The sequence below is a fragment of the Mesorhizobium sp. M1312 genome, assembly GCF_040318115.1.
GTDB lineage: Bacteria > Pseudomonadota > Alphaproteobacteria > Rhizobiales > Rhizobiaceae > Mesorhizobium.
Genome location: NZ_JAMYLQ010000032.1, coordinates 36,890 through 62,592, shown reverse-complemented (window position 1 = coordinate 62,592; position 25,703 = coordinate 36,890). Strand labels below are relative to the sequence as shown.

The 25,703-nt window shown below is 62.2% G+C and carries 18 protein-coding genes; 11 read left to right on the top strand and 7 right to left on the bottom strand.

Annotated features, from left to right (window positions below; genetic code table 11):
• The first annotated feature begins 35 nt into the window (after positions 1-35).
• The 6 genes from NKH36_RS28345 to NKH36_RS28320 all read left to right on the top strand — a co-directional run bounded on the left by NKH36_RS28345 (position 36) and on the right by NKH36_RS28320 (position 7,219).
• A complete protein-coding gene (locus NKH36_RS28345) occupies positions 36-1,481 on the top strand; it encodes a homospermidine synthase (protein WP_352961117.1) in 1,446 nt (481 codons plus the stop codon).
• A 196-nt stretch (positions 1,482-1,677) separates the two neighbouring features.
• Positions 1,678-2,049 carry an outer membrane lipoprotein Omp10 gene (omp10, locus tag NKH36_RS28340; protein WP_352961177.1) on the top strand — a complete coding sequence of 124 codons (372 nt, stop codon included), beginning with the start codon at positions 1,678-1,680 and terminating at the stop codon, positions 2,047-2,049.
• A 178-nt stretch (positions 2,050-2,227) separates the two neighbouring features.
• Positions 2,228-4,333, top strand: a complete 2,106-nt coding sequence (locus NKH36_RS28335; RefSeq protein WP_352965352.1) for a 5'-nucleotidase C-terminal domain-containing protein — start codon at positions 2,228-2,230, stop codon at positions 4,331-4,333.
• Positions 4,334-4,580: 247 nt separating this feature from the next.
• The gene (gene hemH, locus NKH36_RS28330; RefSeq protein ID WP_352961113.1) at positions 4,581-5,645 is read left to right on the top strand and encodes a ferrochelatase; all 1,065 of its coding nucleotides are present in this window, start codon (positions 4,581-4,583) and stop codon (positions 5,643-5,645) included.
• 148 nt (positions 5,646-5,793) lie between these two features.
• A complete protein-coding gene (locus NKH36_RS28325) occupies positions 5,794-6,744 on the top strand; it encodes an SPFH domain-containing protein (protein ID WP_352961111.1) in 951 nt (316 codons plus the stop codon).
• Between the two features lie 10 nt (positions 6,745-6,754).
• Positions 6,755-7,219, top strand: a complete 465-nt coding sequence (locus NKH36_RS28320; RefSeq protein ID WP_352961109.1) for an NfeD family protein — start codon at positions 6,755-6,757, stop codon at positions 7,217-7,219.
• A 53-nt stretch (positions 7,220-7,272) separates the two neighbouring features.
• Here NKH36_RS28320 and NKH36_RS28315 read toward each other — a convergent pair whose 3' ends face one another.
• Positions 7,273-8,274 carry a KpsF/GutQ family sugar-phosphate isomerase gene (locus NKH36_RS28315; RefSeq protein ID WP_352961175.1) on the bottom strand — a complete coding sequence of 334 codons (1,002 nt, stop codon included), beginning with the start codon at positions 8,272-8,274 and terminating at the stop codon, positions 7,273-7,275.
• A gap of 151 nt (positions 8,275-8,425) precedes the next feature.
• Between NKH36_RS28315 and NKH36_RS28310 the strand changes: the two genes are divergently transcribed.
• Positions 8,426-10,156, top strand: a complete 1,731-nt coding sequence (locus tag NKH36_RS28310) for an outer membrane beta-barrel protein (RefSeq protein WP_352961107.1) — start codon at positions 8,426-8,428, stop codon at positions 10,154-10,156.
• 104 nt (positions 10,157-10,260) lie between these two features.
• Here NKH36_RS28310 and galU read toward each other — a convergent pair whose 3' ends face one another.
• Positions 10,261-11,166 carry a UTP--glucose-1-phosphate uridylyltransferase GalU gene (galU, locus tag NKH36_RS28305; RefSeq protein WP_502912131.1) on the bottom strand — a complete coding sequence of 302 codons (906 nt, stop codon included), beginning with the start codon at positions 11,164-11,166 and terminating at the stop codon, positions 10,261-10,263.
• 212 nt (positions 11,167-11,378) lie between these two features.
• Between galU and NKH36_RS28300 the strand changes: the two genes are divergently transcribed.
• Both NKH36_RS28300 and NKH36_RS28295 read left to right on the top strand, forming a co-directional pair.
• Positions 11,379-12,605: a lytic murein transglycosylase gene (locus tag NKH36_RS28300; RefSeq protein WP_352961105.1), complete on the top strand. Its 1,227-nt coding sequence runs from the start codon at positions 11,379-11,381 to the stop codon at positions 12,603-12,605.
• A gap of 130 nt (positions 12,606-12,735) precedes the next feature.
• Complete coding sequence (locus NKH36_RS28295; protein WP_352961103.1) at positions 12,736-13,977, top strand: SGNH/GDSL hydrolase family protein; 1,242 nt, start codon at positions 12,736-12,738, stop codon at positions 13,975-13,977.
• A gap of 80 nt (positions 13,978-14,057) precedes the next feature.
• On the opposite strand, the gene NKH36_RS28290 is transcribed toward NKH36_RS28295, so the two are convergent.
• Both NKH36_RS28290 and gltB read right to left on the bottom strand, forming a co-directional pair.
• A complete protein-coding gene (locus tag NKH36_RS28290; protein ID WP_352965350.1) occupies positions 14,058-15,512 on the bottom strand; it encodes a glutamate synthase subunit beta in 1,455 nt (484 codons plus the stop codon).
• 143 nt (positions 15,513-15,655) lie between these two features.
• Positions 15,656-20,404, bottom strand: a complete 4,749-nt coding sequence (gene gltB / locus NKH36_RS28285) for a glutamate synthase large subunit (protein WP_352961171.1) — start codon at positions 20,402-20,404, stop codon at positions 15,656-15,658.
• A gap of 470 nt (positions 20,405-20,874) precedes the next feature.
• Here gltB and NKH36_RS28280 point away from each other — a divergent pair, with 470 nt between their 5' ends.
• On the top strand, positions 20,875-21,927 hold the full coding sequence (locus tag NKH36_RS28280) for a threonine aldolase family protein (protein WP_352961099.1): 1,053 nt from the start codon (positions 20,875-20,877) through the stop codon (positions 21,925-21,927).
• 73 nt (positions 21,928-22,000) lie between these two features.
• On the opposite strand, the gene NKH36_RS28275 is transcribed toward NKH36_RS28280, so the two are convergent.
• A complete protein-coding gene (locus tag NKH36_RS28275; RefSeq protein WP_352961097.1) occupies positions 22,001-22,468 on the bottom strand; it encodes an Hsp20 family protein in 468 nt (155 codons plus the stop codon).
• A gap of 539 nt (positions 22,469-23,007) precedes the next feature.
• Here NKH36_RS28275 and NKH36_RS28270 point away from each other — a divergent pair.
• On the top strand, positions 23,008-23,982 hold the full coding sequence (locus NKH36_RS28270) for an alpha/beta fold hydrolase (protein WP_352961095.1): 975 nt from the start codon (positions 23,008-23,010) through the stop codon (positions 23,980-23,982).
• 73 nt (positions 23,983-24,055) lie between these two features.
• Here the strand turns inward: NKH36_RS28270 and NKH36_RS28265 are convergent, their stop codons facing one another.
• Positions 24,056-24,598 (bottom strand): DUF1579 domain-containing protein, encoded by a 543-nt coding sequence (locus NKH36_RS28265; protein WP_352961093.1) that lies wholly within the window; start codon positions 24,596-24,598, stop codon positions 24,056-24,058.
• A 98-nt stretch (positions 24,599-24,696) separates the two neighbouring features.
• Positions 24,697-25,470, bottom strand: coding sequence for a histidinol-phosphatase (gene hisN, locus NKH36_RS28260; protein ID WP_352961091.1), 774 nt, complete (start codon positions 25,468-25,470; stop codon positions 24,697-24,699).
• Positions 25,471-25,703 lie beyond the last annotated feature (233 nt).

Here is a 25,703-nt window from a genome sequence, read left to right as displayed (position 1 = left end):
GGCTTTTCAGCCTATCTGAGGGAGTAATCGATAAAATGGCGAATGAAACCTGGCCCGTTTACGGTGAGATCACCGGCCCTGTCGTGATGATCGGCTTCGGCTCGATCGGACGGGGAACGCTGCCGCTGATCGAGCGCCATTTCAAGTTCGACAAGTCGCGCATGACGGTCATCGACCCGCGCGATACCGATCGCAAGCTGCTCGACGAGCGCAACATCACTTTCATGCAGGATGCGGTGACTCAGAAAAATTACAAGAAGCTGCTGACCCCGCTGCTGACCAAAGGTGGCGGCCAGGGCTTTTGCGTCAACCTGTCGGTCGACACCGGCTCAGTGGATTTGATGCGGCTCTGTCGTAAGCTGGGCGTGCTTTACATCGATACCGTCGTCGAGCCATGGCTCGGCTTCTATTTCGACGCCAAGGCCGACAATGCCAGCCGCACCAATTATGCGCTGCGTGAATCCATGATCGTAGAAAAGCACGCGCACCCCGGCGGGGCGACTGCAATCTCCACCTGCGGCGCCAATCCGGGCATGGTCTCGTGGTTCGTCAAGCAGGCGCTGGTCAACCTCGCCACCGATCTTGGCCTCGAGTTCTCGGAGCCCGCGCAGCACGATCGTGAAGGCTGGGCGAGGCTGATGAAGAAGGCCGGCGTCAAGGGCATCCACATCGCCGAGCGCGACACCCAGCGCACCAAGAAGCCGAAGCCGATGGACGTGTTCTGGAACACCTGGTCGGTCGAAGGTTTCATCTCGGAAGGGCTGCAGCCGGCCGAGCTCGGCTGGGGCACCCATGAGACGTGGATGCCGAAGAACGCCAAGAACCACAAGCATGGCTCGAAGGCCGCGATCTTCCTGGAGCAGCCGGGCGCCAACACGCGTGTGCGCAGCTGGTGCCCGACGCCCGGTCCGCAATATGGCTTCCTGGTGACGCACAACGAGTCGATTTCGATCGCCGACTTCTTCACCTTGCGCGGCAAGAAGGGCAAGGTTCAATACCGCCCGACCTGCCACTACGCCTACCATCCCTGCAACGACGCCGTGCTGTCGCTGCACGAGATGTTCGGCGCCGCCGGCAAGGCGCAAGCCGTGCATCACGTGCTCGATGAAAACGAACTGGTCGACGGTGTCGACGAGCTCGGCGTGCTGCTCTACGGCCACGATAAGAACGCCTATTGGTACGGCTCGCAACTGTCGTTGGCGGAAGCGCGCAAGCTGGCGCCCTATCAGAACGCCACGGGCATGCAGGTCACGTCTGCCGTGCTGGCGGGCATGGTCTGGGCGCTGGAAAATCCCGAGGCCGGCATCGTCGAGGCCGACGAGATGGACTACAGGCGCTGCCTGGAAGTGCAGTCCCCCTATCTCGGGCCGATAAAGGGCTACTACACCGATTGGACGCCGCTCGATAACCGCCCTGGTCTGTTCCCGGAAGACCTCGACAAAAACGACCCATGGCAATTCCGCAACATCCTCGTCCGATAGTGCAACATCCTCGTTCGATAGCAATGTCTCACTGCCTTGCAATCGCCTGGAAATCGGGCGATTGAAGGAAGGCGGCCTAGAGCGACGTGCGTCCATTTGGACGCACAACGTACGCCCTAGCGCCTTGAATGTACGCATCGTGCTTTCCGAAGATCGGATCGATTTTCGGCCGACGCGAGAGGAGAGGATTTTGATGATGACGATTGCGCGCAAACTGCTTTCGGCCGGCATTGTCGCGGCCGCTGCTGCCTCGGCGGCGTGCACCACCGCCGGCCCGGGCGGACCGCCTTTGGCCACGCGGAGCCCGGTCGAAGGCTCATGGATCGACGCGCAAGGCACGGGCCTATCGACCTTCGCCGGCGGCAGCTTCAACACCGTCGCGACCGACACCGGCCAGAAACTTGCCGACGGCAGCTACACCATGACCGGCGGCACCTCGGTCGAAATCCATGGCACTTCGCTGATCCGCCAGACGCCGATCAGCTTCAACTGCTTGTTGATCTCCACCTCCCAGCTTAATTGCACCAGCGCGAGCGGACAGAACTTTGTGCTGACGCGACGCACCTGAGCCCATACTGAATTGCTTTTGCAAAGGACGGCGGCTTGAGGCCGCCGTCCTTTTTGCGCCGGCAAAGCTGCCCCCGATTCCGCTTGCATCACCTAAAACGCGATGTGAACATGGGCAAAAAGCTGGCTGTTATGTTCCAGCAAGCAAGGGCGTTAAACAGGTCATCCGGGAGACGAAGATGAAGAAGATAGCCGTCATTGCCGCCCTGTCGGCGTCCGCGCTTAGCCTTTCGGCCGGCGTGTCCTTTGCCGACTACACGCTGAACATCCTGCACATCAACGACTGGCACAGCCGCATCGAAAGCAACAACAAATATGAATCGACCTGCTCGGCCGAAGAGGAGACCAAGGGCGAGTGCATCGGCGGCGCGGCGCGGCTGATCACGGCGATCGCCCAGGAGCGCAAGAAGCTGGAAGGCCAGAACGTGCTGCTGCTCAGCGCCGGCGACAATTTCCAGGGTTCGCTCTTCTACACGACCTACAAGGGCAAGACCGAAGGCGAATTCCTCAACCAGATGAAATTCGACACCATGGCGGTCGGCAATCACGAGTTCGACGACGGCGAGGCGGCGCTGGCGCCGTTTTTGGACATGATCCAGTTTCCGGTGCTCGGCGCCAATGTGAAGGCCGGCGCTCAATCCAAGCTCGGTGACCGCGTGAAACCGTCGATCGTGATCGAAGTCGGCGGCCAGAAAATCGGCATCGTCGGCGCGGTCACCAACGACACGCCGGAGCTCGCTTCGCCAGGTCCTAACGTCACGATCGAGGACGACGTCAAGTCGATCACATCAGAGGTCGAGAAGCTGAAGGGTGAAGGCGTCAACAAGATCATCGCGGTCACCCATATCGGTTACAAGCGCGAGCGCGACATCATCGCCAAGATCCCCGGTGTCGACGTGGTGGTTGGCGGCCACAGCCATTCGCTGCTGTCCAACACCGACCCCAAGGCTGAAGGCCCCTACCCGACGATGGTCGACAATCCGGACGGCTACAAGGTGCCGGTCGTCCAGGCGGCTTCCTATTCGAAATATCTCGGCGAATTCAAGGTCGTGTTTGATGACAACGGCGTCGTCAAGCAAGCCAGCGGCGACCCGATCTACCTCGACAAGTCGATTACGCCAGATCCCGCCGTGCTTGCCCGCATCAAGGAGCTCGGCGCGCCGATCGAGGCGTTGAAGAACCAGGAGGTCGCCGAAACCACCAAGGCGATCGACGGCAGCCGTGAGAACTGCCGCACCCGCGAGTGCGAGATGGGCAATCTCGTCTCCGATGCCGTCCTCGACCGCGTCAAGGACCAGGGTGTGGAGATCGTCATCACGAATGGCGGCGGTCTGCGCGCTTCGATCGACCAGGGCACCGTCACCATGGGCGAAGTGCTGAACGTGCTGCCGTTCCAGAACACAGTGGCGACTTTCCAAATTTCCGGCAAGGATCTGATTGCCGGACTCGAGAACGGTCTCAGCCAAATCGAGGACGGCGCCGGACGCTTCCCGCAGGTTGCCGGCCTGAAGTATTCATTCGACAAATCGGCTGCCCCGAATGCCGGGCGCGTCAAGTCGGTCGAAGTCATGCAAGGCGGCGCGTGGACCCCGATCAATCCGGACAAGGATTACCTGGTCGCCACCAACAACTATGTGCGCCAGGGCGGCGACGGCTATAAGGTGTTCGCCGACAAGGCCAAGAACGCCTACGATTACGGCCCGGGCCTCGAACAGGTGGTCGCCGATTATCTCGGCGCGCATCGGCCCTATACGCCGAAGCTCGATGGCCGCATCACCGAGATCGCGGCCGCCGCCGCGGCGGAACCGGCCCAGCAACCGGCCCAGGAACCAGCCAAGCCGGCCGAGGCTGCGCCCGCTCCGGCCGAGCCCGCAAAGCCGACCGAAGCGGCTCCAGCCGCGACCGCGGAGCCGGCGATGCCCGAACCGCCGGCTGGTTCCGACGATATCGCCACGACACCGCCAGCCGTCCCGGCGGAACCCGCCCCGGCAGCGCCGGCACCTGCCGAGCCCGCAAAACCGGCTGAGACGGCGGCCGCAGCACCGGCTCCTGCCGCGGAACCGGCCAAACCAGCCGAGGCTGCGCCTGCCGAGCCGGCAAAGCCGGCCGAGGCAACACCGGCCGAAAGCAGCCATATGATCGTTGCCGGCGATACCTATTGGGACCTGGCGGAGAAGGCCTATGGCGATGGCGCCAAGTGGAAAACGATCTCCGAAGCCAACAAGGACTACGAGCCGCGCCGCCTTCCCGTCGGCGCAACCTTGACTATCCCGGCCGCAAACTAAATTCTTCCGTCGTTTGTGGAAAACCCGTCCGGGGAACCGGTCGGGTTTTCTGCTTTCGCCCCTAATGCATGTCGCGCAAAAGTGTGCAGCGGTTTTGCGATAACGACATGCATAAAACAACGACCTAAAGCGCGTCGCGTGAGGCCGTCAAATGCGACGCGCTTTAGGGTAAGATAAGGTGCGGCCAGACGCTACATTGAAAACCGGCGCGGCATCGCTAGTTTCGCGCGGTGTCCGGAGATCCCTAATGACGCTTTCCAACCCTGTCGATCCCAAGGCTGCGAAGGCCCTCGGCTCGCTGCCGGCAGCACAGCCACCGGTCGGAGCGGGCAGGATCGGCGTCATGCTGGTCAATCTCGGCACGCCCGACGGCACCGAATTCAAGCCGATGTGGCGCTATCTCAGGGAATTCCTGTCCGATCCACGCGTCATCGAGATCAACAAGGCGATCTGGTACCCGATCCTCTACGGGCTGGTTCTCACCACGCGGCCGAAGAAGTCGGGCGCCAACTATGCCAGGATCTGGAACCGGCAGCGTAACGAGTCGCCGCTGCGCACCTACACCCGCGCCCAGAGCGAAAAGCTGACCGAGGCGCTGCGCGACCTGCCCGAGGTTATCGTCGACTGGGCGATGCGTTACGGCAATCCTTCGACCGAGAGCGTCGCCAAAGGGCTGGTGGCGCAAGGCTGCGACCGCATTCTCTCTTTCCCGCTCTATCCGCAATATTCCGCGACCACGACCGCGACCGCCAACGACCAGCTGTTTCGCGCGCTGATGAAGATGCGCCGCGCCCCGGCGATCCGCAGCGTGCCGCCCTACTATGCCGAACCAGTTTATATCGAGGCGCTTGCCCGTTCGATCGAGCGCCATCTGGCGACGCTCGATTTCAAGCCGGAGGTGGTCATCGCCTCCTATCACGGCATTCCGAAACCCTATTCCGACAAGGGGGACCCCTATCAAGCCCATTGCCTTGAGACGACCCGGCTGCTGCGGGAAAAGCTCGGCTGGGATGAGAAGAAGCTGATCACCACCTTCCAGTCGCGCTTCGGTGCTCAGGAATGGCTGCAGCCCTACACCGACAAGACGGTCGAGAAATTAGCCGGAGAAGGCGTAAGATCGATCGCCATCGTCAACCCGGGCTTTTCTGTTGACTGCATCGAGACGCTGGACGAGATCGGCAGAGAGGCGGCCGAGACCTTCCATCATGCCGGCGGCGAGAAGTTCGCACACATCCCCTGCCTCAACGACAGTGCCGAAGGCATGGCGGTGATCGAGGCGATGGTGCGGCGCGAGCTGTCGGGCTGGATCTGAAGCGGACATAATCGAGCGCCGCGAGCCCGGCTGTCTATACGCCGGCAATCCGTGATCACCCAATTGTAACATTTCTGAAACACACTTAAGTGTTTGGTGAAGTCGGTTGCGTTGAAACGTCTACCGCATCGGCCGGAGGGAGAGCCAAATGGATTTCAGTGGTTTCGATATCGCGCTTCTTGTTCTTGTCGCTCTTGTCGTGCTCGTGCTTTTCAAAGGCATCCGGACAATTCCGCAAGGCTACAATTATACCGTCGAACGCTTTGGCCGCTATACCAAGACATTGAGCCCCGGCCTCAATATTATCGTGCCGTTCGTCGATCGCATCGGCGCCAAGTTGAACATGATGGAGCAGGTGCTCGACGTCCCGACCCAGGAGATCATCACCCGCGACAACGCCACCGTCGCCGTCGACGGCGTTGCCTTCTACCAGGTGCTCAACGCCGCGCAGGCCGCCTACCAGGTCGCTGGGCTGGAGAACGCCATCCTGAACCTAACGATGACCAACATCCGTACCGTGATGGGCTCGATGGACCTTGACGAGCTTTTGTCGAACCGCGACGCCATCAACGAACGCCTGTTGCGCGTCGTCGACGAGGCGGCGCATCCCTGGGGTATCAAGATCACCCGCGTCGAGATCAAGGACATCAATCCGCCGGCCAATCTCGTCGAATCGATGGGCCGCCAGATGATGGCCGAACGCAACAAGCGCGCGCAGATCCTTGACGCCGAAGGCCTCAAGCAGTCGCAGATTCTGGAAGCCGAGGGCCGCAGGGAAGCCGCCTTCCGCGACGCCGAGGCGCGCGAACGCTCGGCCGAGGCCGAGGCCCGCGCCACGCAGGTCGTGTCGGAAGCGATCTCCAAGGGCGACGTGCAGGCGCTCAACTACTTCGTTGCACTGAAATACACCGAAGCGCTGACCAGGATCGGTTCTGCCACAAACAGCAAGGTCGTGCTGATGCCGATAGAAGCTTCGTCGCTGATCGGCACGCTCGGCGGCATCGGCGAGATCGCCAAGGAAGTCTTCGGGGGCGAAGGCACTGCCGGCGCCGCGCGGCAAGCTGCACGCCCGCCCGTGGTTCGCCCCAGCCAGACCTGAGGCCGATCCCATGTTCGACCGCATCATTTCCGAACTCGGCCCTTGGGGTTGGATGGTTCTCGGCTTCGTCCTTCTCGTGATGGAGGTCATCGCACCGGGCATCTTCATGCTGTGGATCGGCATCGCCGCGCTGCTGATCGGTGCAGTCTCCCTGCTCATCTGGGACGCAGGTTTTTGGACTTGGCAGGTCCAGGTTCTCGCTTTCCTGGCGATGTCGTTGGTTTCAACCTATGTCGGCAAGCGACTGGCGGGCGGGCGTCACGACCCGACAGACCAGCCGCTGCTCAACCGCCGCGGCGAACAAATGATCGGCAGGATGGCGACACTGGCCGAGCCGATCAAGGACGGGCGCGGCCGCATAAAGCTGGGCGACACGCTATGGCGCGTCTCCGGCCCCGATCTGCCGGCCGGCACGCAGGTGCGTGTGACGGGCGCGGCCGATACCGATCTGGAACTGACGGTCGAGGCGGTTTAGGACTGATCCCACCCATCTCGGCGGGCGATTGTTCAAACAGACTCCAAGGTCTGTCAGGCTGCGCCGATGCGCAGCAGGTCGTGCAGATGGACAAGTCCGACCGGCCGTCTGCCCTCGACAACCATCAGGCTGGAGATGGCCGAATTGTTGATCGTCTGCAGCGCCGTCGCCACCAGCGTATCCGGCCCGGCCGTCTTCGGCTCCTTGGTCATGACCTCATCGACACTCATCGCCAGAAGATTGCTGCCGATGTGACGCCTGATATCGCCGTCGGTGACGATGCCGATCAGCGCACCATCCGCGGCGGTTATCGCCACGCAGCCAAACCCCTTGCGCGACAATTCGAGGATCGCTTCGCGCATTCCGGTGCCCGAAGACACCAGCGGCAGCCTGTCGCCGACATGCATGATGTCGCGGATCCGCGTCAGATTGGCGCCAAGTTGCCCGCCGGGATGGAAGGTGCGGAAATGATCCGGCGTAAAGCCGCGCGCTTCGAGCAACGCGATGGCCAGCGCATCGCCGATCACCAGCTGCAGCAGCGTCGATGTCGTCGGTGCCAGGCCGTGCGGGCAGGCTTCCGGCGCACGCGGCAGCAGGAGCACCACATCGGCCGCACGCGCCAGCGCCGATCGCTCTCCGGCGGTGACCGCGATCAGCGGAATCGAGAAGCGCCTGGAATAGGCGATGATGCCCTTGAGCTCTCGGCTCTCGCCCGACCACGACATCGCGATGATCGCATCGTCCTTGGCGATCATGCCGAGGTCGCCATGATTGGCTTCGGCAGGATGGACGAAGAAAGCCGGGGTGCCGGTCGAGGCGAGCGTTGCGGCGATCTTTGAGCCGATGTGGCCGCTCTTGCCGACGCCGGTGACGATGACGCGGCCCTCAATCTGCGACACCAAGTCGATGGCGCGCGCGAATGGTTCGGTCAATCCGTTTTCGAGCGCGGCCGCCAGCGCCGCGACACCGGCCTGCTCGGTCGCTACCGTTCTGAGCGCCGAGGCGATCGAAGCTTGCCCGTCGAACCGCTTCTTGTCTGGGGATCCCGCATGCATGGCTGATGCGATTAGCGCTTTGCCGCGCGCCTGTCCAACGGAATTGCCATCGAGCGAGGCCTGATCCACCGCTGCCTCAACCCTCCGTTAACCATCCCCATTTACGGTTCGGTAAGTATGGCGCGCGTGCGCCGCGCAAGCAGTGGTGGCAATGTCCGGGGCCCAGCCTGAAAAGAAAAGAAGACGAAACGGCAAGGCGGTCTGCGCCTTGCTGCTGGCGACCAGCGTCTTCGCCTTGCTGCGGCCTGCGCAGCCCTATGCCCAGGTAACCGAGCTGCGCGGCGAGGTTTCGGAATCGGCAATTCTGGACGACCAGCAGCGCAACACCAGGCAATTGAGCCTGGCCAGCGCCCAGGATCAGACGGCGCAGGCCGGCGCAGTTACCCAGAGCACTGCGCCGACGCCCACCTACCAGCCGGCCAGCCCGGGCGCCGTACAGGACGACGACACGGCACCGGCGACTGGCAGCATTTTTGATCCGCCGGAGACCACCGACGATCCGTTTGCGGACACCCCCGCTCCCGTCCCGACGCGCCGGCCATCGAGCGCAACGCAAGGCGCGGCCGATCAAGACGAAGCCGCCGAGACACAAGCTGCAGCCACGACGGATGACACGGACACCGGCGAAACTGACCAGGACGCCACCAATCGCCGTGCTATGACCATTGATTCGGCCGACAGGCAGCAGCTCGATCCGGGCGCTGAGCGCGCCGAAGCCATCGAAGGCCGGGACAAGAGGGCCGAGGACGACCCGTTCGCCGCCACCGGCATCAAACTCGGCTCCTTCGTGATCAGGCCGACGCTCGAGCAGGGCCTGACGGCGTCGTCGAATGCCGATTCAAGCAGCGAAGGCAAGCCGGCCCTGCTGTCGGAAACGACGCTGCGCTTCAATGCCATCTCCGACTGGCGGGAGAATTCGGCTGTCATCGACGGCTACGGCACTTTTCTCAAGACTATATCGGGCGACGAGGTTCAAGAGGCACGGGGCCGTGTCGATGGCACCCTCAATGTCGACCTCGACAACGATCTGCGCGCTATCGCCAAGCTCGGCTACGAGGCGGCGCCGGAATCGGCTTCATCGCCGGTCGTCATCGAAGGCACCGTCGAGCAGCCGGTGCGCCAGACCATTGACGGCAGCCTTGCGCTCGAGAAGGATGCCGGCAAGATGCGCTTCGCCCTGACCGGCGCAGTCGAACACGACATCTACGGCGACGCCAAGCTTTCGACGGGCGGAACGCTGTCGCAGAAAGACCGCGACTCGACGCTCTATACAGCCACCTTGCGCACCGGCTACGAGATTTCCCCCGCCATCACCCCTTTCACCGAGGTCGAAATCGGCCGCCGGGTATATGATTTGCGCGTCGACACCAATGGTTTCGAACGATCCTCGACGCGGCTTGGTGTTCGGGCCGGCGCCGAGCTCGACCTCGGCGAGAAGCTTGCCGGCGAATTCTCGGCCGGCTGGCTGCGGGAGGCGATCGACGACGAACGCCTGGCGGCGATTTCGGGCGCCACTGTGAACGCCGACCTCAGATGGTCGCCGGAACGCGGCACCACGATCGGCCTCACCGGGCAGACGATCGTCGAGGGCACGACAACCCCCAACGAAAGCGGCGATATCCTTTACTCCGGCCGCCTCACCGGCGAACGGGAAATCCGTGCCAACCTGATCGGGAACGCAGCTCTCGGCGTGGACTGGCGCGACTACATCGGGTCCGACGGCCATGATCTGACGCTGAGCGCCGAGGCCGGACTGACATGGTGGCTGAACCGGTATGCCGGACTGACCACCCGCGCCAGAACCGAAAAACAGACCAGCAACCTGGAAGGCCGCGACTACACCGCCCACAGCATCTTCGTCGGGGTGACGCTGCAGCCGTAAAGCAAACTGTTGAAGGTTTGAGGTATGTCGAGATTCGGGTCAGGCGGTGGCGAGAACGGTGGTTTCGAGACCTGAACGCGGCCTACATTGGGGTATGCAATTTCCTAGAACGCCGCGCCCCGCTGCTCTGACGGTTTCATCTCGTCGAGGAGCTGGCGGATTACGCCCGCCATGCGTCCGTTTATGTCGCTGCGCCACAGCGCGAAGGCGACATTGGCCTCGATAAAGCCTTCCGGCGATCCGCAATCGAAGGTGCGCCCCCGGTAGTGGCAGCCATAGAAGGGCTGTTGCTTCTCCAGCTTCAGCATCGCATCGGTGAGTTGGATCTCGTTGCCGGCGCCCTTCTCCTGGCCCTCGAGAATCCCAAATATCTCCGGCTGCAGGATGTAGCGCCCGTTGATGTATAGGTTGGAGGGCGCCGTGCCGGGCTTCGGCTTTTCCACCATACCGGTGATGCGGAAACCGTGATGTGTATCCTCGCCGCGGCCGACGATGCCGTATTTATGGGCCTCGGCGGGGTCGCATTCCTGAACCGCGACGATGTTGTTGCCGGTTTCGGCATAAAGCTCGACCATCTCCTTCATGCAGCTTTTTTCCGACTGCATGATCATGTCAGGCAAAAGCAGCGCGAAGGGCTCGTCGCCGACCAGCTCGCGGGCGCACCAGACGGCATGGCCAAGGCCGAGCGGCACCTGCTGGCGCGTGAAGCTGGTCTGCCCAGGCGAGGGTTGCAGCCGCTGCAGGCGGGCGAGCTCGTCGTCCTTGCCGCGCTGGGCGAGCGTGTCATAGAGTTCGAACTGGACGTCGAAATGGTCCTCGATGACCGCCTTGTTGCGGCCGGTCACGAAGATGAAATGCTCGATGCCGGCTTCGCGTGCCTCGTCGACCACATACTGGATGACTGGCCTGTCGACGACGGTCAGCATTTCCTTGGGTATGGCCTTGGTGGCCGGGAGAAAACGCGTGCCGAGACCGGCTACCGGGAAAACTGCCTTGCGAACTCTCTTCATGCTATCAATTATCCGCTTCTAAGCCTGTTCGGCAATCCCGCTTCAAGACATTTTCGTGCCGGAATCGAAGATTATGGAACGGCTGATCAGAACAAATTTGTAGTCCGTAAAGCACCAACCCGCCTTTTCGTTCCCAACGGCACCTATGGTAAACTAAATGCTAACCGGGTTCGGCGATGAATGATCTTCCTGTGATGAAGAAGGAGGAAAAGATGTCTGTTCGCAACGCCGCAACGCGCTTCACAAGCTTCGTTGCGGCCGCCAGCCTGTCGCTTGCCTTGCTGATGCCCACCGGATCGGCTTTTGCCGACGCCGGTTTCCGGCAATGGGTGGCGAGTTTCCGCGCCACCGCGGTGCGGAGCGGCGTTTCCGGCGCCGTCTACGACCGCGCATTCGAGGGCATCAGCGATGCCGACCCGGTCGTGCTGGAAAAGGCGCGTTATCAACCCGAATTCACCGCGCCCGCCTGGGACTATTTCGACAACCGCGTCCATGATCAGTCGGTCTCCGTAGGCCAGCAGATGGCCAGGAAGTGGAAGCCGTGGCTGGACAGGATCGAGGCAAAATACGGCGTCGACCGTCATATCCTGCTGGCCATCTGGTCGATGGAATCGAATTACGGCGAAATCCTCAAGCGCGACGATGTCATGCGCAATGTCGTGCGTTCGCTGGCAACGCTTGGCTATGCCGACTTGAGACGATCGAAATTTGCCCGCACCCAGTTGATCGCGGCGCTGAAGATTTTGCAAAGGGGCGACATCGACAAAAGCCACCTCAGCGGCTCATGGGCCGGCGCCATGGGCCATACCCAATTCATTCCCACCAGCTATCAGGCCTATGCGGTCGATATGGACGGCGATGGCAAGCGCGACATCTGGAATTCGATTCCCGATGCATTGGCAACGGCCGCCAATCTGCTCAAGAAGAACGGCTGGCAGGCCGGCAAGACCTGGGGCTATGAAGTCAGCCTTCCCGCCGGAAAGAAGTTCCCGGCCGGATCGAAGTCACTGTCGCAATGGCAAGCGCTGGGTGTCACACGTGTCAACGGCAAGCCGTTCAAGAATAGCGCGGAGAAGGCCACGCTGAAGGTGCCAGGCGGCCGCGGCGGCCCAGCTTTCCTGATGATCAAGAATTTTTCGGTCATCAAGCGCTACAACAATGCCGACAAATACGCGGTTGCCGTTGGCCTTCTTGCCGACGGAATTGCCGGCTATGGTGGGCTTGTGCAGGACTGGAAGCGGCCTTTCACCAAGCTCTCCTTCGAGGAGAGGCAAGAGCTTCAGCAGCGGCTTTCCCAGTACGGCTACTATGACGGCAAGTTCGACGGCAAGATCGGCGAGGGATCGAAAGCCGCCATCATGGCCCTCCAGGCGAAGGCTGGCTTGACCCAGGACGGACATCCGAGCATGGAAGTGCTCAAATGGCTCAGGCAGAACTAGCCTCGCATAGGCCAGACTTGGAGCATCGGACCCAAACCGGTTTTGGGGAAATTCCGATGCTCAAAAAAAGATAGAGCGGCGGCGCGGTTGGATTTGAGGGTCCGGCGGTCTTAAGGGATGGAGAGGGTAATTGGTTTCGGCTGCGCGTATCTGGGTAATCCTTCGTCGCGTGCCGATCCTGATTCTGGCTATTGCCGTTCTGGCCGTCAGCACTGCCGCCGTCTTTCACACGCCGGCCGTGGCGCAGGAAGAACAAAGGCGTGGCTGGTCGCTGCGCGACTTGTTGTTTCTACGCCGAAGAGAGCGGGTGGGCCGAACCGAGTGGATGGAACCACCGCGACAAATCCAGAGGGTCGGGCCACGGAAGCCAAAAGCCAGAAAGCCCCGCGCCGCGCCGCGCCGGCCGGCTGAGCCGGCAACCCCGATTGTCGAGAAGGCGCCGGATGCCCGCCCCGTTCTGGTGGTCGGCGATTTCATGGCGAGTGGCCTCGCCGAAGGTCTCGACACTGCCTTTGCCGAAAACACCAAGGTCAGGATCGTTGTTCGCAGCAACGGTTCGTCCGGTTTCGTGCGTGACGATTTCTATAACTGGCCCGAACAGATCAAGTCGCTGATCGAGACCGAAAGGCCCGCCGCCGTGATCGTCATGCTGGGCTCCAACGATCGGCAGCAAATGCGCGTGAACGGTGAGCGCGAACAGCCGCGCTCCGAAGACTGGACCAAGGAATACGAACGCCGGACCGAAGCATTCGGCAATGCCATTGCATCGGCCAAGGTGCCGTATCTGTGGGTCGGCATGCCGGCCTTCAAGGCGCCGAAGATGACCTCAGACATGCTGGCTTTCAACGACATCTACCGCTCGACGGCTGAAAGTCATGGCGGCGAATTCGTCGACATCTGGGACGGGTTCGTCGACGAGGACGGCGCTTTTGTCACCAGCGGGCCTGATATCAACGGCCAGCCGGTGCGCCTGCGCACCGACGACGGCATCTATGTGTCGAAAGCCGGCAAACGCAAGCTCGCCTTCTATGTCGAAAAACCCTTGATGAAGATCCTTGGAATGAGCGCGCCCACAGGCACACCGGCAGCTTATGCGCCAGCGGGCGCTCCCGTCGAGGCGCCGGCCCCGGCACCCATGGCCGTCGATCGCACAGTGCCGATGCTGCTCAGCGATCCGGCGCTCGACGGCGGTTCGGAACTTCTCGGCGCCGCAGCGCCGGCAAAGGCAGACGGGTCCGGTGAAAAATTCGTCGTCGAGGGCAAGGCATCAGCTGCTTCGCCCGGCCGGGCCGACGATTTTTCCTGGCCGCCAAGGCGGCAGCCTGCTGCGGCGGCTGCTGGAAGCGACACGACGACGGCAATCAATCCTTGATACAGGCTCTGAGACCGTTTCGAAACTCGCTCCTGTGAGTCATATGAGGGTGTTTTCGAGAACCGGAGCGGAGCGTATTCTCAGCGCGGCAGCACGCTCGATCCCATCAGCGCCTCGTCGATCGAGCGGGCTGCCTGCCGGCCTTCACGGATCGCCCAGACCACCAGCGACTGGCCGCGGCGCACGTCTCCCGCGGCATAGAGCTTTTCGACGCTGGTCTTGTAGTCGCGGTCATTGGCCTGGACGTTGTTCGAGCGGCGGCTGTCGATGGCGATCTTCATCTGGCCAGCCAGCTCCGACACCGGTCCGACGGCAGCCGGCCCGGCAAAGCCGATGGCGATGAAGGCGAGATCCGCGCGGATGACGAATTCCGTGCCGGCGATCGGCTTGCGCTTTTCATCGACCTCGCAGCATTTGACGCCGGTCAACGCGCCGTCCTCGCCGATGAATTCGAGCGTCGCCACCTGGAACTCGCGCTCGGCGCCTTCGGCCTGCGAGGACGAGGTGCGCATCTTTGTCGCCCAGTAGGGCCAGACCGAAAGCTTGTCCTCCTTTTCAGGCGGCTGCGGCCGGATGTCGAGCTGGGTGACACGAACGGCGCCCTGGCGGAAGGCGGTGCCGACGCAGTCGGATGCGGTGTCGCCGCCGCCGACCACGACGACATGCTGGCCTCCGGCGACGATCGGCCGCGAGGGCCACGCCACCGACTGGATCGGCTCGCCGCCGACGCGCTTGTTCTGCTGCACCAGATAGGGCATCGCATCATGCACGCCATCGAGATCGTCGCCGGGAATGTTGGCCGGGCGCGGCGTTTCCGAACCGCCGCAATAGAGCACCGCATCGTATTCGGCGAGCAGCTCCGCCACCGGTTTGTCGACGCCGACATTGACGCCGCAATGGAAGCTCACGCCCTCGCCTTGCATCTGCTCGATGCGCCGGTCGATATAGTGCTTCTCGATCTTGAAGTCGGGGATGCCGTAGCGCATCAGCCCACCCGGCCGGCTCTCGCGCTCATAGACGTGAACGTCGTGGCCGGCGCGGCCAAGCTGCTGGGCGGCCGCCATGCCAGCCGGCCCCGAGCCAATGACGGCGACGCGCTTGCCGGTCTTCTTTTCCGGCGGATAGGGCCGGATATGACCGGTTTCATAGGCTTTGTCGGCGATCGCCTGCTCGATCGTCTTGATGGCGACCGGAATGTCCTCGAGGTTGAGCGTGCAGGCTTCCTCGCAAGGCGCCGGACAGATGCGGCCGGTAAATTCGGGGAAATTGTTGGTCGAATGCAGGTTGCGGATCGCATTATCCCAGTCGCCATTGTAGACGAGGTCGTTCCAGTCCGGGATCTGGTTATGAACCGGGCAGCCGGTCGGCCCGTGGCAGTACGGAATGCCGCAATCCATGCAGCGCGCGGCCTGTTTCTCGACCTCCTTGTCCGACATCGGCAGCGTGAACTCGCGAAAATGCCTGATGCGGTCGGAAGCCGGCTGGTACTTGTGCACCTGCCGGTCGATCTCGAGAAAGCCTGTTACCTTGCCCATAGTCCAGTCCCTGCTGTCCAGATGGCGCGCTCGACGACGCACCCGTTAACCTCATAAGGCAGCCATGGCAACCTTCAGTCCGAGGCCAGGATTGTTGATGAAGGCGCGACCGGGAAGCCTGGCTTCCCGGCAACTCCCAAAGCCTATTCCGCCGCCACGCCCATGCGCATGCGTTCCATTTCGATCAGCGCGCGGCGGTATTCGACCGGCATGATCTTGCGGAACTTCGGCCGGAAAGTCGTCCAGTTGTCGAGGATCTCGCGGCCTCGCACCGAACCCGTGTAATGAACGTGGTTCGAGATCAGCTGATAGAGCCGCTCCTCGTCATGGCTGGTCATGTCACCGGACACGTCGACGCGGCCTTTGTGGTCGAGGTCGCCGCCATGATGGAGCAGTTTCTCCATCAGGTCGTCTTCCTCGGGAACAGGTTCCAGTTCGACCATCGCCATGTTGCAGCGCTCGGCGAAATCACCCTCCTCGTCGAGCACGTAGGCGACACCGCCCGACATGCCGGCGGCGAAGTTGCGGCCGGTCTGGCCGATGACGACGACAATGCCACCGGTCATGTACTCGCAGCCATGGTCGCCAACGCCTTCGACGACGGCGGCCACGCCCGAATTGCGAACCGCAAAACGCTCGCCGGCGACGCCGCAGAAATAGGCCTCGCCCTCGGTCGCGCCGTAGAGCACCGTGTTGCCGACGATGATCGACTCGGCGGCGATGATCTTGGTGTTTTCCGGTGGGCGGATGACGATGCGTCCACCCGAAAGGCCCTTGCCGACATAGTCATTGGCGGCACCAATCAGTTCGAACGAAACTCCACGCGCCAGGAAGGCGCCGAAGGATTGGCCGGCGGTACCGGTGAGCTTCACCGAGATCGTGTCCTCACGCAGGCCCTTGTGCTTGAAGCGCTTTGCCACCTCACCAGACAGCATGGCGCCGGTCGAACGGTCGACATTGCGGATCGGCAGTTCGATGCTGACCGGCTGCCTGGCTTCCAACGCCGGCTTGGCCAACTCGATCAGCTTGCGGTCGAGCACATCGTCGATTGGATGCTTCTGCCGCTCGGTCCAGTGCACCGCCTCGTGCGGGGCATCAGGCTTGAAGAACATCCTGCTGAAATCGAGCCCGCGCGCCTTCCAGTGCTGGATCAGCGCCCGCTTCTCCAAGAGGTCGGTGTCGCCGATGATCTGATCGAGATGGGTATAGCCCATCTCGGCGAGCAGCGCCCGGACCTCTTCCGCCACATAGAAGAAGAAGTTGATGACGTGTTCCGGCGTGCCCTTGAAGCGCTTGCGCAACACCGGATCCTGCGTCGCGACGCCGACCGGGCAGGTGTTGAGATGGCACTTGCGCATCATGATGCAGCCGGCCGCGATCAGCGGCGCGGTTGAGAAGCCGAATTCGTCGGCGCCAAGCAACGCGCCGATGACGACGTCGCGGCCGGTGCGCAGGCCGCCATCGACCTGCAGCGCGACGCGGGACCTAAGGCCGTTGAGCACCAGCGTCTGGTGCGTCTCGGCAAGGCCCATTTCCCACGGGCTGCCGGCGTGCTTGAGCGAGGTCAGCGGCGATGCGCCGGTGCCGCCGTCATAGCCGGAAATTGTGATGTGATCGGCGCGCGCCTTGGCGACGCCGGCCGCAACCGTGCCGACACCGACTTCGGAGACTAGCTTGACCGAGACATCCGCCGCCGGATTGACGTTCTTGAGATCGAAGATCAGCTGCGCCAAATCCTCGATCGAATAGATGTCGTGGTGCGGCGGCGGCGAGATCAGGCCGACGCCAGGCGTCGAATGCCTGACCTTGGCAATGGTGGCATCGACCTTGTGGCCGGGCAGCTGACCGCCCTCGCCGGGCTTTGCGCCTTGCGCGACCTTGATCTGCATCACATCGGAATTCACCAGATATTCCGCCGTCACGCCGAACCGCCCGGAAGCGACCTGCTTGATCGCCGAACGCTCGGGGTTCTTGCCGCCGCCCGGCAGCGGCAGGTAGCGGTCGGCCTCTTCGCCGCCCTCGCCGGTGTTCGACTTGCCGCCAATGGTGTTCATGGCGCGCGCCAGCGTGGTGTGCGCTTCCCTGGAGATCGAGCCAAAGGACATCGCACCGGTCGAGAACCGCTTGACGATATCGGCCGCCGACATGACCTCGTCGAGCGCGACCTTCTTGCGCCCGGTTTCTTCGGCGAGCCTGATCTTGAACAGGCCGCGAATGCTCTGCGCCCGCGCCGTCTCGCTGTCGATCTGGGCGGAATAGTCCTTGAACGTCTCCCACGATCCCTGGCGCACGGCGTGCTGCAGGGTGGCCACCGCATCGGGCGACCAGATATGCGCTTCGCCGCGCATGCGGAACATGTATTCGCCGCCGACCTCGAGGCTGTTGCGCAGCACCGGGTCGTTGCCGAAGCCGTCGGCGTGGCGGCTGACCGTCTCGGCCGCGATCTCCTCCAGCCCGACGCCTTCGATCAGCGTCGCGGTGCCGGTGAAATACTTCTGCACGAAATCGGTCTTCAGCCCGATCGCGTCGAAGATCTGCGCGCCGCAATAGGACTGATAGGTCGAGATGCCCATCTTCGACATCACCTTGAGGATGCCCTTGCCGATCGACTTGATATATCGGGAGACGACCTCATAGGCGTCGACCTCGGCCGGCAGCTCGCCGCGCTTGTGCATGTCGAGCAGCGTGTCGAAGGCGAGATAGGGATTGATCGCTTCGGCGCCGTAGCCGGCAAGGCAGCAGAAATGATGCACCTCGCGCGGCTCGCCGGACTCGACGACGAGCCCCACCGAGGTGCGCAAGCCCTTGCGGATCAGATGATGGTGGACCGCCGCCGTCGCCAAAAGTGCCGGAATCGCGATGCGGTCCGGCCCGAGCTGACGGTCGGACAGGATGATGATGTTGTAGCCGCCGGCGACCGCCGCCTCGGCGCGCTCGCACAACCGGTCGATGGCGCCCTGCATGCCGGCCGCGCCTTCGTTCGAAGCATAGGTAATGTCGATCGTCTTGGTGTCGAAGCGGTCCTCGGTATGACCGATAGAGCGGATCTTCTCCAGATCGCCATTGGTCAGGATCGGCTGGCGCACTTCGAGCCGCTTGCGACGCGAATTGCCGACGAGGTCGAAGATGTTGGGCCTCGGCCCGATGAACGACACTAGGCTCATCACCAGTTCCTCGCGGATCGGGTCGATCGGCGGATTGGTGACCTGGGCGAAGTTCTGCTTGAAATAGGTGTAGAGCAGCTTCGATCTATCCGACATCGCCGAAATCGGCGTGTCGGTGCCCATCGAGCCGACCGCTTCCTGGCCGGTGGTTGCCATCGGCGACATCAACAGCTTGGTGTCTTCCTGGGTGTAGCCGAACGCCTGCTGGCGATCGAGCAGGCTGACGTCCCTGCGCAGCGCCCGCGGCTCGACCGGCTTCAGATCCTCGAGGATCAGCTGGGTGTTGGCGAGCCAGTTCTTGTAGGGATGCCTGGTCGCGATCTCCGACTTGATCTCCTCGTCGGAAACGATGCGGCCCTTCTCCAGGTCGATCAAAAGCATGCGGCCGGGCTGAAGCCGCCACTTCTTGACGATTCTTTCCTCCGGTACCGGCAGCACGCCGGCTTCCGAGGCCATGATGACGCGATCGTCGTCGGTGACGATGTAGCGCGCCGGGCGCAGCCCGTTTCGGTCGAGTGTGGCGCCGATCTGGCGGCCGTCGGTGAAGGCCACCGCCGCCGGCCCATCCCATGGCTCCATCAGGGCCGCGTGGTATTCGTAAAAGGCCTTGCGATCTTGATCCATCAGCTTGTTGCCGGCCCAGGCTTCAGGGATCAGCATCATCATCGCGTGAGCGAGCGAGTAGCCGCCCTGCGTCAGGAATTCGAGCGCATTGTCGAAACATGCGGTGTCCGACTGCCCCTCATAGGAGATCGGCCACAGCTTGGAGATGTCGTTGCCGAACAGTTCGGAATCGACCGAGGCCTGCCGCGCCGCCATCCAGTTGACGTTGCCGCGCAGCGTATTGATCTCGCCATTGTGGGCGACCATGCGATAGGGATGCGCCAGCTTCCACGACGGGAAGGTGTTGGTGGAGAAACGCTGGTGGACGAGGATCAGCGCCGTCTCGAAACGCGGATCGGTCAGATCCTTGTAATAGGCGCCGACCTGATAGGCCAGGAACATGCCCTTGTAGACGATGGTCCGCGATGACATTGACACGACGTAGAAGCCATTATCGACGCCCTTGGTCTCCTCGTGGATACGACCGGAAATGACCTTACGCAGGATGTAGAGCCGCCGCTCGTAATCGTCGTCGCTCTCGATCTCGGCACCACGACCCAGGAACACCTGCCGCTGGACCGGTTCGGAAGCAGCGATATCAGGCGCCTTTGACAGCGACGAATTGTCGACCGGCACATCACGAAAGCCGAGCAGCGGCTGGCCTTCGAGCTGCGCCACCTCGGCAATGATGCCTTCGATATGCGCCTGAAGCTCAGGATCGCGCGGCATGAACACATGGCCGACGGCGTAATGGCCGGGCTTGGGCAGTTCGACGCCTTGGCTGGCCATCTCCTCGCGGAAGAAGCGGTCGGGAAGCTGCACCAGCACACCGGCGCCGTCGCCCATCAGCGGATCGGCGCCGACGGCGCCGCGATGCGTCAGATTTTCGAGCACCGCAAGGCCGTCCTTGACGATTTGATGCGACTTCACGCCCTTCATGTTGACGATGAAGCCGACGCCGCAGGCATCATGCTCGTTGCGCGGATCATAAAGGCCTTGCGCCGCGAAGCCGGTATGGGTTCGCCCAATTTTGGTCAGGCCAGTGGCGATGGACCGATTTTTGACGGCTGGCGCTTTCGTCTGCGCGGCCGGGCCGTTCGTCGCAGATGGCGTCATTTCCGTCATCATCCTATCCTCCATTCCCAGCCCTGAGGGCGCTGGTTTCCGTTGGGAAGCGCATAAGCTTCCCTCTCATCCTTACGGCACGTCTTGCGAAATCCTTGTCGAACCAGGCGGCCTGGTTCGCATCCGGCAATCGTACAGGCCAGAGCCGGGCTGTCTACCTGTCGCTCGCGGCAACGGCCGGAGAGGCCCAATGATACGCCAATCCAGCCTCTTTTGTGCGACAAAATAAGACAGCACTACTGTCCTAAATTTTTATGACAGAAATTACGGATGCACACAAGACCGATTCACAACAATCTTGGGCATTTAGAGACAGAAAATTACGCGCGACTGTACCAAAACGCAACCTTCGGTCGTCCGCCTGTGTCCCGGCCTCTCGCTGGCTTTACCGCTTTTCCGCCGCTTGGCACTTGCGAGCGGCATGCGAAAGCGGCCAAGGTTGCCTCGATTTTCCCAGCACAGGCAAACGCATGAATTTCGCTTCCGACAATTGGGCAGGCGCCCATCCCAGCATCGCCGCGGGCCTGTCGGCCCACGCCGGCGGCTTCTCCACCGCCTATGGCGACGGCGCCCTCGATGAGGCCGTATACCAGCGCTTCAACGAAATCTTCGAGCGCGAGGTTGCCGTGTTTTTCGTGGCGACCGGCACCGCTGCCAATTCGCTGTCGCTGACCGCCTATAACAAATCAGGCGGCATTTCCTTCTGCCATCGAGAATCGCATGTCATCGAGGATGAATGCGGCGCGCCGGAGTACTTTACCGGCGGCTCACGGCTCTATGCCGTCGACGGTGCGCTGGGCAAGATCGATCCGAACAATCTGGACAGGGCGGTGAGCCGGTTTGCACCTGAAATCGTCCATTCCGGGCGCCCGATGGCGGTGTCGATCACCCAGTCGACCGAGGTCGGCACCATCTACACACTGAACGAAATTGCCCGAATTGCGGCGATCACCAAGCATCACAAACTGCCGCTGCACATGGATGGCGCCCGTTTCGCCAATGCGCTGGTCGCGCTCGACACAACACCGGCGGAGATGACCTGGAAGGGCGGCATCGACATCCTCTCTTTCGGCGGCACCAAGAACGGCTGCTGGTGCGCCGAGGCTATCGTGCTGTTCGATCTCGACCGCGCCAGGGAACTGGCCTTCCTGCGCAAGCGCGCGGCGCAATTGTTCTCGAAATCGCGCTTCGTCGCTGCGCAGTTCGAAGCCTATTTCAAGGACAACCTGTGGCTCGGCACGGCCCGGCACGCCAACGCCATGGCAGCACGCCTTGCAGCGCTGATCGAGGATTCCCCGTCGGCGCGTCTGGCCTGGCTGCCGCAAGCGAACGAAGTGTTCGCGGTGATGAAAAAGGCCGAGGCTGAACGAGTGCAAATGGCGGGTGCCGCCTTCTACGACTGGCACAAGCCGCATGGCTTCGACTGCCATATCGGCGAGGACGAGGCGCTCTACCGTTTCGTCACCAGCTTTGCGACCACGGCCGAAGAGGTCGACCGCTTTGGCCAGCTAATTGGTGGATAGCGGCACCTTATCCATAAAAAAGGGCGACGCGAAGCGCCGCCCTTCGTCCCTGAGGTCGTCTTGGTGACGCAGCTTACGCGGCGGTCTTGGCCTCGATCTGCTTGGCCTTCGCCGAAGACGCGGTGATCGCGATTTTGCGGGGCTTCAGCTCCTCGGGGATATTGCGCTTGAGATCGACGAAGAGCAGGCCGTTCTTCAGCGAGGCGCCAACGACTTCAACATGGTCGGCAAGCTGGAAGCGGCGCTCAAAGGCCCTGCTGGCGATACCGCGATAGAGCAGTTCGGAGCTTTCGCCATTGCCGTCTTCCTTGCGCTCACCCTTGACTGTCAGAACGTTGCGGTGAGCTTCGATCGAGAGCTCGTCGTCCGAGAAGCCGGCGACCGCCATCGAGATGCGATAGGAATCCTCGCCGGTGCGCTCGATGTTGTAGGGCGGGTAGGTCTGCGCACCTTCCGGCTGCGCAAGCGAATCGAGCATGGTGAACAGCCGGTCGAAACCGACGGTCGAACGATAGAGCGGGGAAAAATCAACGTGACGCATAGTGTGTTCTCCTGTTGAGCAACAAGGTTTGCGTGTGGCCGGTGCGAAACCCGTGACGGCGTTCCGAATAGGCCAGCGGCCCCGACATTGGCGGCCACAGCAGACATTTGGGGAGCACCTGAAAGCATTTCAAGATTCCTCGATGAACGGCAGATGAACCGCGGCTTCGGCGGACGTTCAGCTAAGTGGCGCTAGACTGCTCCCAGGATCAAGGAACAGGCGGCGGTTACGGTGCCGCGCGTCCTCCCGGACGCGCAAAGGACGCTGTAACACTTTGATTGCGCATGATTCACAGCGAAAATCGGTCCGATTTTCGGGTTCATGCGCGAGATGCCGCAACGGCGCCGACCGGGTGTAACGTCCCTTCCTCCCGGATCGACGGGGGCCGGAAGCATGCCGCAAGCTGCTTTCGGCCTCACTCGCCGGCTGCCTCGTTCAGCCTTTCCAACGCGTCCGGAATTCCTTGCTTTTGCTGCCTGGGCGTCTATGCCTACCAAAGCTTGCGCCATGCAGGCAGCGACACACAAACGCAGCGCCGAATGACGGACCTCCTCAACAAAATTCCCCTGTTCCGCGAAATTCCGGGCAATCCGCTACCGGAAAATGCGGCCGGTGGTTTCTTCACCACGCGCGATGGCAAGAAGATCCGCTACGGCCTCTTCCCCGCCGTTGCGCGCCCGATGAAGGGCACCGTGGTCGTGCTGACTGGCCGCAACGAGTGCATCGAAAAATATTTCGAGACCATCCGCAATCTTGCCGATCGCGGCTTCGGCGTGGCTACCCTCGACTGGCGCGGCCAGGGCGGTTCCGACCGGCTGATCAGCGACCGCGAGCGCGGCTATGTCCGCAGCTTCTTCGACTATACCGGCGACCTGGAACAGTTCTTCGAGGAGATCGTGCTGCCCGACTGCCGGGGGCCTTATTACATATTAGCCCATTCGGCCGGGGCGGTGATTACGCTGCTTGCCGCACCGTCGATGGTGAACCGCGTACGGCGCATGGTGCTGATCGCGCCATTCCTGGCCGTTCCCGACCTGCCGGTCTCGACAATCACCGTTCGCCGCCTCTGCTCGCTGTTCTGTCTGCTGGGCCTTGGCAAGCTTTATGCCGCCTGGGGTCCGCGGCCCAGAAGAACCATTCCGTTTGCCGCCAACATGGTGACATCAGATCCGGAGCGGTATCGGCGCAACACGCTGATCTACGAAACCTACCCGCAACTGGCACTCGGCGGCCCGACGATACGCTGGCTGAAAGCGGCGGTGGAGGCGTCCGAGGCCATCAGCGATCCCGACTTCATGGCCAGGATCCAGGTACCCTTACTGGTGATCGCCGCCGGGGCCGACCAGGTCGTCTCGACCAAGGCGGTGGAAACCTACACCAGACATCTGCGCCTCGGTTCGCTGCTGGTGATCGATGGCGCACGCCATGAAATATTGCAGGAGGCCGACTTTTATCGCGAGCAGTTCTTTGCCGCCTTCGATGCCTTCATCCCGGGAAGCGACGACACGGCCTGATTGAGTGCCGCACTCCCTCCGGACGCGCAAAGAGCGCTAGGCTTGAAAAAAGCCTGCCAACTCGATCGTCGGCCTACACTTGCCGGGCGAAATCCATGATCCAGTTGGTTTCCCGGGTCTTGCCGCCATCCGGTGAAAAAGCCTGCTCCCAGCGCGCCGATTTTTCAGTGATCCGCGACCACAGGAAGCGAACCTGGATATTGCGTCCGTCGACGGCGTCTTCGCACAGGAACGTGCCGACGCCTGCTTCGAAGGTGCCGCGCATCGGAACATCGATGGTTGCCGGGTTGCGTCCGTCGATCCACCAGATCGACCATTGTCTCGTCTCCGGATCGAACGTCCGCAGCGTGGCGGCACGATAGGCGTCGCCGGGCAATTCAATCACATTGTTGTCGACATTGCCAAGGCCACCAAGGATCTGGCGCACGTCGCATGTCCCGCCAAACACGTCCCAGTTCGTGTGGCCTTGCAGGCGCTTCCGCAACCTTCGATGGCTGACGTCCCAGCGTCCAAAGAAGAAATCGAAATCGGCCCGGCCATCTACTGGAGCATTTTCTGCTGGAGCATTTTCTGCCGGCGCATCGCCGGAATGGCTGGCTGTTGACTGCCTCGGCATGTGATTTTCCTCCCGTGACATTATCTGCATAGCAGAGAGCTGCTGACATCCTGCTGTCGGGAGGGTCGGGAAATCACCGCCCGAACGCTTTTTCCCGCTCAGCCACGCAGCGCCGCCATCGCGGCGGCATGAAGCTCCGGCGTTGCCGCAGCCAGAATGTCGCCGCCCCTTTCTGCCGGTCCGCCTTCGAAGGTGGTGACGACGCCGCCGGCTTTCTCGATGATCGGGATCAACGCGATGATATCGTAGGGTTTCAAACCGGGGTCGGCGACGATGTCGACGCTTCCCGCCGCGACCATGGCGAAAGCATAGCAGTCGGTACCGTAGCGGGCGAGCTGGACCTGTCGCTCGAACAGGTCGTAGCGCAGACGCGCATCTCCCTGGAACAGTGCCGGCGTGGTGGTGAACAGCGTCGCCTCGGCGAGGCTCGTTGTCTTGCGTGTCGTCAGCCTTCGCGGCCCGCCCGGACCTTCATAATGGGCACCGGAAGCGTTGGCGTAGAAAAGCTCGCCGGTGAAGGGCTGCGACATCATGCCGGCGACGGCATCGCCGTCGACCGTCAGCCCGACCAATGTTCCCCACACCGGCAGGCCGGAAATGAAGGCGCGCGTGCCGTCGATCGGATCGATCACCCAAATATGCCTGCTGGAAATGTTCTCGCTCCCATGCTCCTCGCCGAGGATGCCATGATCGGGATATTCCGCTGATATAAGCGCGCGGATGACCCGCTCAGCCTCGCGGTCGGCCTCGGTGACCGGGTCGAAGCTGCCTTGCTCCTTGTTGGCGATCGCGCCTTGGCTGCGGAAGCGCGGCAAGGTTTCGGCTGCGGCGGCATGCGCGATGCGCCGCATGAAATCGATGCTGATATCCAACTGATTCTCCCGCGTTGTAGCGTCCTGGAACTGTCGTCTGCCTGTGGATCTCCGCCAAAACAAGGGCGTGCGGAGCTTTTGCGCATCGATAACTGTTGCTCGAATGCAACGCTGGCGTCCTCGAAATTCAGTTTACACATCACAGTGAATTAAAAACGCTTATCGGCGGCTTGACATTTGTGCATCGCACAATAGATTTGTTCTCGGACAGGTTTTCCTGTCCATGCCCTCCT